This window comes from Candidatus Weimeria sp. HCP3S3_B5, from assembly GCF_052064335.1.
GTDB lineage: Bacteria > Bacillota > Clostridia > Lachnospirales > Lachnospiraceae > Weimeria.
Genome location: NZ_JBQHVU010000041.1, coordinates 1 through 5,071, shown reverse-complemented (window position 1 = coordinate 5,071; position 5,071 = coordinate 1). Strand labels below are relative to the sequence as shown.

The following is a 5,071-nucleotide window of genomic DNA, read 5'->3' as shown; positions in this document are numbered from 1 at the left end:
AAAAAAGCGTGCCGCAAAATGCAACACGCTCTGGTAGGAATATTTAGTTAACTCAGATAATAAAATGCAGTTTTTGTGACGCCGGAGGGAATTTTAATTTGGCGTATGACAATAATGCCACAGGAGATGCTGAAAAGATAAATACACAGAATGATAAAGATGCTGATGTGGATATGGATGCGGTCAGTACTGGCGGCTATACAGGAATTGAAAGCAATAATAGTGGAATATATCTGTATGACTATATAAATGAGAAAGTAATCAGGAAGGCAGAGATGGGAAAAACTGAACTAGTATTTTCTTATGGAAAGATAAATAACGGATATTATTGCATATATGTAAAGCAGGAAGAGACGGAGGATAAAGAAGATGGTAATCAGTCTGTCAGCTCAGATCTTATAGAAGTATCGCCGAGCATAGATCCTTTAAAGGTAAAAGATATGTACATCGTCTATTATGATGATAATCTAAAAAAGACAGGAGAGGTATCCTTTTATGATTTTATAAAGAAAAATGATGATTCAGAAAGGCTTTTTTCAGCAATAGATTGTGTGGTTAGCCCAGATGGAAGGCTGATAGCTTTTCCACTTTCACAGGAAATATATTATATTGATATAGAAAATTCAAGTGATGGAATGCTTGATTCGTTTAATGATGAGGATATTTCTGTTAGCTATATTACTTTTACCGATAATGAGCATATTGCATTCAAAGGAGATCTCCTAGATAATGATACTGATACGGTTCTAGGCTTTGTAGATATGAATGATGAATGCAGATATCAGACTATCAGGAACTATCAGGGAGACGGCATTTATCATAAAGGAAACATGATCTGGATAACAGAGTGGGAGAAGCCTGGGACAAACAGTACAAATGGAAAAATGTATGCTATGAAGATTCCAGATGGAAAGCTGATCTGCTATGAACTCGATGGACTAGAGAGCACTCTTGCAGCGTTAGGAGAAGACGGCTTGCAAATGGCCGCGGTGAAATATATTGATGAAAATTCGTTTCGTATCCGCGTATATGATACCAGTAATATGAAGGTGCTGTATGAGAGAAAGCTCAAAAGTAGAGCAGGGGTCAAAGCTATCCGGATAGACCAGAAGGATGGGAAATTCATTATAGTCTATTGTGAAGGAAAGGATTTTAAAGCAGTTTATGCTTCTTGAAATTGATAATGTCTCAAAAAAATATAGGAATACAAAGGCACTTGATCAGGTGAGTTTTGGACTTGAAAAAGGTGTCTATGGAGTTCTTGGAGCAAATGGGGCAGGGAAGACCACGCTTGTAAATATCATTATAGGTGTAATTCCACAGACCAGCGGCGTGATAAGGTACAATGGGACGGACATCAGAAAACTTGGGAAGAGGTATCTGGCTGATATCGGGTATATGCCACAGAACTGTAGGTTTTATCAGAATTTTACAGTAAGCGAGTTCCTTGGATATATGTGCAGGGTAAAGGATATCCCGGTAACTGAAATTGGAACAAGGATTGAAAAGGCTCTTCATGCAGTCAATCTACAGGATGATGCAGGGAAAAAAATACAGGAACTGTCGGGTGGAATGAGGCAGAGAGTAGGAATAGCACAGGCGATACTTAATGATCCGATGGTTCTGATTCTTGATGAGCCAACGGCCGGACTTGATCCTGCGGAAAGGATAAGGTTTCGTAATATTATTTCTTCAATCGCAAAAGACAGGATTGTAATCATCACGACGCATATAGTATCAGATATTGAATTCATAGCCAATCAGGTGATGATATTTGACAGTGGACATCTCAAAGAAAAAGGTACGATAGCGGACCTTTGTGGTAGTATCTCAGATGAAGTGTGGGAAGCATCCATGCCTGAGAAAGAAGCGGTCAGTGCGTCTGGACATTATCTGGTGTCAGGGATGAGGCGCGAGAATGATAAAGTGACACTTCGTATTATCAGTAGCAAAAAGCCATCAGAGGAAGGCTTCAGTAGAGTTACGCCGCATCTGGAAGATGTTTTCTTAGAAGTCTACAGTAGGGAAAGAGGGCTATAATGGAACTGAAATACGAGCTCAGAAAAACATTTCTGCGAAGATATGTGATTGCATTAATCGTTACCCTTCTTTTGATAAATGCGGGCATCATCATTTATGGATATTATCATGGGTCTGGCTGGCTCTCGGACGGGATTACAAGACCATCGGTGAGCTCTGAGGAATGGAAATACTATTCTGCACTGATGGATAAAACAAAAGGAAGGATGACAGCGGGTAAAGCCTCATATATCATGCGTCTGTATTCAAATTCGGAGCATAGCGGATATAAATATGCAATCCTTAGCACATGTTTCTATAAACCGTATAAATATATGGCATCATATGCTGGAAAAAATCAGAAAATAGTAGATCGGGCATCAGAAGATAGATATATAAAAAGTCATTATGTAGGCAGGCAGCTTGATACGTTTTTTGATACGATAGGGTGGAAAAAGCTGTTCTCATATGACTACTCTGACATTTTTATCATTGCCATGCTTCTGCTTACAATAATTCCTTGCATTAAAATAGAAGAGAAGAGTGGGATGCGTGATATCCTACTCTCTTCATCAGGGCGGTTTAGAAGTTATTTCCTTGAGAAGAATCTGATGGCTGTTTGTGTCTCAGTGATACTTGTCGCCACCTTTTCAATAGAAAATTTTCTGGTATATTCACTAACGTATGGACTTAAGTATATGAGGTGCCCGGTGTATTCAATTGAGGATTATAAGTACTGTCCACTTGACGTTTCGTTGATAGGATTTTATCTGATAACAGTAGCTCTCAGAATCCTGGGATTTATTTCGTTTTCGCAGATCCTGGTTTTCTTATGCAGAAGGATAAAAAATGTTTATTCTCTGCTGATATCAGCACTTGCAATGGTTGTGATATTCATTTATATGCGAGGATTCTGGAACTGTATTGATCAGAGATATAATGCGTTTGTAGTGGCAAGTCCATTCAGCGGACTGGTGGCAGTGGATATATTTAAAGCTCTGAAGGGGATATATGTGGGAGAATATTATATTCCGTTGACAAGCATGTATCTCATAGTGCAGATCGTAATTATGGTGTCTATGGGGTTATGTGACAGCATACCTGGTCTATTAGCATATTTTGGAGAAAGAAAATGCTCTCAGAAGAATCGAAGAAGTTTTTTATAAAGCAGCATGGAATGGTTTGGTTAGTAGTGCTACTTATTGTACAGATTATCGTCACACTCTGTCATGGATATTACTCTCATTATATGATTGATGAGAATGAAGATGAGTATCAATCTTATATAGAAAAGTATGGAGGACCGTTGACCAGACAGAAGTCCGATGAGATTGAAGCTGAGTATAACAGGCTTTTGCATCAAGATAGTAAAAAGGTAAAAAACTCACGTGAGAGAAAAGCCTTTCAGGTGATTTACCATCAGTACACTTATGAGAAGGGCCTGGATGCAGGCTTTATCTATGACTACAGGGGATGGCAGACACTTCTTTACATAGATAACACTCCTTATTTGCTAGTTATATCTATCATATTGATTGTAACCATGATATATTCTGTGGAATACGATTCTGATATGTACACCATGCTTCTGACTGGAAAGAAGAGCAGGTACGGATGCGGGACATCAAAGATTCTGCTGTCAGTATCCATATCGATTTTTCTGGGAGCCACATTTCAATTTATAAAAGCAGAATATCTGGCTGTGACCGTCGGATTACCATATACATTGGCGCCTCTTGATACACTCGAGGTATTCAACGGTACAATATGGAATATGTCGCTTGCAAGGACTGCAGTATCGGCTTTCTTTATACGGATACTGGGTTGTATGCTTATGGCTTCATGTACTGCTCTAGTGATAGTTCTTGTGAAAAACAGGATTCTTACGATTGTTCTGTGTACTCTGTCACGTCTTATCATTGATATAGTATGTGGCAGATCTGATATAGTATATTTCTTGCCACTTGGACTGATAAAGGGGTGTGGGTATTTCTACCCATCACGATATGAGTCAGTCATAGAAGAGGATGGATTGAAGACGAGATGTGTCTTTCATGCAATAGAAAGGAATCAGTTTATCACTTTGATCACTTCGTATATTATAGCTTTGGTGATAATATCGTTTGCCAGTTATTGCCTGTTCTCAAAAACCAGACGACTCAGAATGATTGCTTTTCTGGTAGTACCGTTTGTATTGTCAGGATGTGGAGCGATATCTGATACTTCTGTCAAAGGGAAAATAGTTATCCCATATGGTGAAGAAAACCATATGTCTACAGTAATAAATGGAAGTAAATGTGATATTTCGATAGACTTCGATAACAACACCTTGATAAAGACAGAAAATGATGGAAGCACTGAAAGAGTGCTGAACAACGCCTTTCCATATGAGAATAGCATAGATCTTGTATTTGTAAATGGTTCAAAGTGTTATTATCTGATGGAAAACGACGAGGACAGTGGAATCTATATCAGATGTATGGATCTTATGACGAATAAGGATTCGTATATTTATTCAGATATGAAAAATAACTCAGAGGATTTCTACAATCTCCTGACTTCATATAGGGATGAAGATTCAGTCGAGGACTCCTTTGCAACGGTGAGCAAAGTTGACTGGTTTTTCGTGGCAGATGGCAGGGTAATTTATATGAAAGACAACTGCATACGAGGAATAAATCTTAAAACTTCACGTCAACAGGTCGTTGCGGATGATGTGGAGGATGGAGATGTGACATACGAGAACGGAGTCCTTAAATGTGATGGTAGAAATTTTGCTCTTCATATATAGCAGAATTACAGTGATGATTGACAATAATATTTGCTTGACATAGACATAATTGTACCAAGCCGCGAGCGTTGTTTCATGGTATTTTCGGCCTATAAGTGTATGTTTCTATTTTGCTTCTGATATGATGGCTGCCTTGATAAAAATTATTGTCTCAAACTTCGCAGTATAAAATACCGCGTAGCACCTTGAAAATTCAATAAAGAGTGACTTAAACCCGGCTTTTAGGCCGCTGATAGCTGTCGCCTCATTGCCGGTCGGAGT

4 protein-coding genes are annotated in these 5,071 nt (G+C 38.7%); all 4 read left to right on the top strand.

The features are described from left to right. The first annotated feature begins 167 nt into the window (after positions 1 to 167). Genes ACTNCK_RS11410 through ACTNCK_RS11395 form a run of 4 tightly spaced genes read left to right on the top strand, consistent with a single transcriptional unit; the run spans position 168 to position 4,810 of the window. A complete protein-coding gene (locus ACTNCK_RS11410) occupies positions 168 to 1,175 on the top strand; it encodes a hypothetical protein (RefSeq protein ID WP_441082842.1) in 1,008 nt (335 codons plus the stop codon). After that, the gene (locus ACTNCK_RS11405; RefSeq protein WP_441082841.1) at positions 1,165 to 2,040 is read left to right on the top strand and encodes an ABC transporter ATP-binding protein; all 876 of its coding nucleotides are present in this window, start codon (positions 1,165 to 1,167) and stop codon (positions 2,038 to 2,040) included. Before ACTNCK_RS11410 ends, ACTNCK_RS11405 begins: the two co-directional genes overlap by 11 nt. Beyond that, positions 2,040 to 3,185, top strand: coding sequence for a hypothetical protein (locus tag ACTNCK_RS11400; RefSeq protein WP_441082840.1), 1,146 nt, complete (start codon positions 2,040 to 2,042; stop codon positions 3,183 to 3,185). The genes ACTNCK_RS11405 and ACTNCK_RS11400 overlap by 1 nt, the downstream gene beginning before the upstream one ends. Then, positions 3,152 to 4,810, top strand: a complete 1,659-nt coding sequence (locus ACTNCK_RS11395; protein ID WP_441082839.1) for a hypothetical protein — start codon at positions 3,152 to 3,154, stop codon at positions 4,808 to 4,810. The genes ACTNCK_RS11400 and ACTNCK_RS11395 overlap by 34 nt, the downstream gene beginning before the upstream one ends. Positions 4,811 to 5,071 lie beyond the last annotated feature (261 nt).

What these genes read in the sequence shown, in the direction of transcription:
- ACTNCK_RS11395 (WP_441082839.1), top strand. Translation starts at nt 3,152, where the DNA reads ATGCTCTCAGAAGAATCGAAGAAGTTTTTTATAAAGCAGCATGGAATG.
- ACTNCK_RS11400 (WP_441082840.1), top strand. Translation starts at nt 2,040, where the DNA reads ATGGAACTGAAATACGAGCTCAGAAAAACATTTCTGCGAAGATATGTG.
- ACTNCK_RS11405 (WP_441082841.1), top strand. Translation starts at nt 1,165, where the DNA reads ATGCTTCTTGAAATTGATAATGTCTCAAAAAAATATAGGAATACAAAG.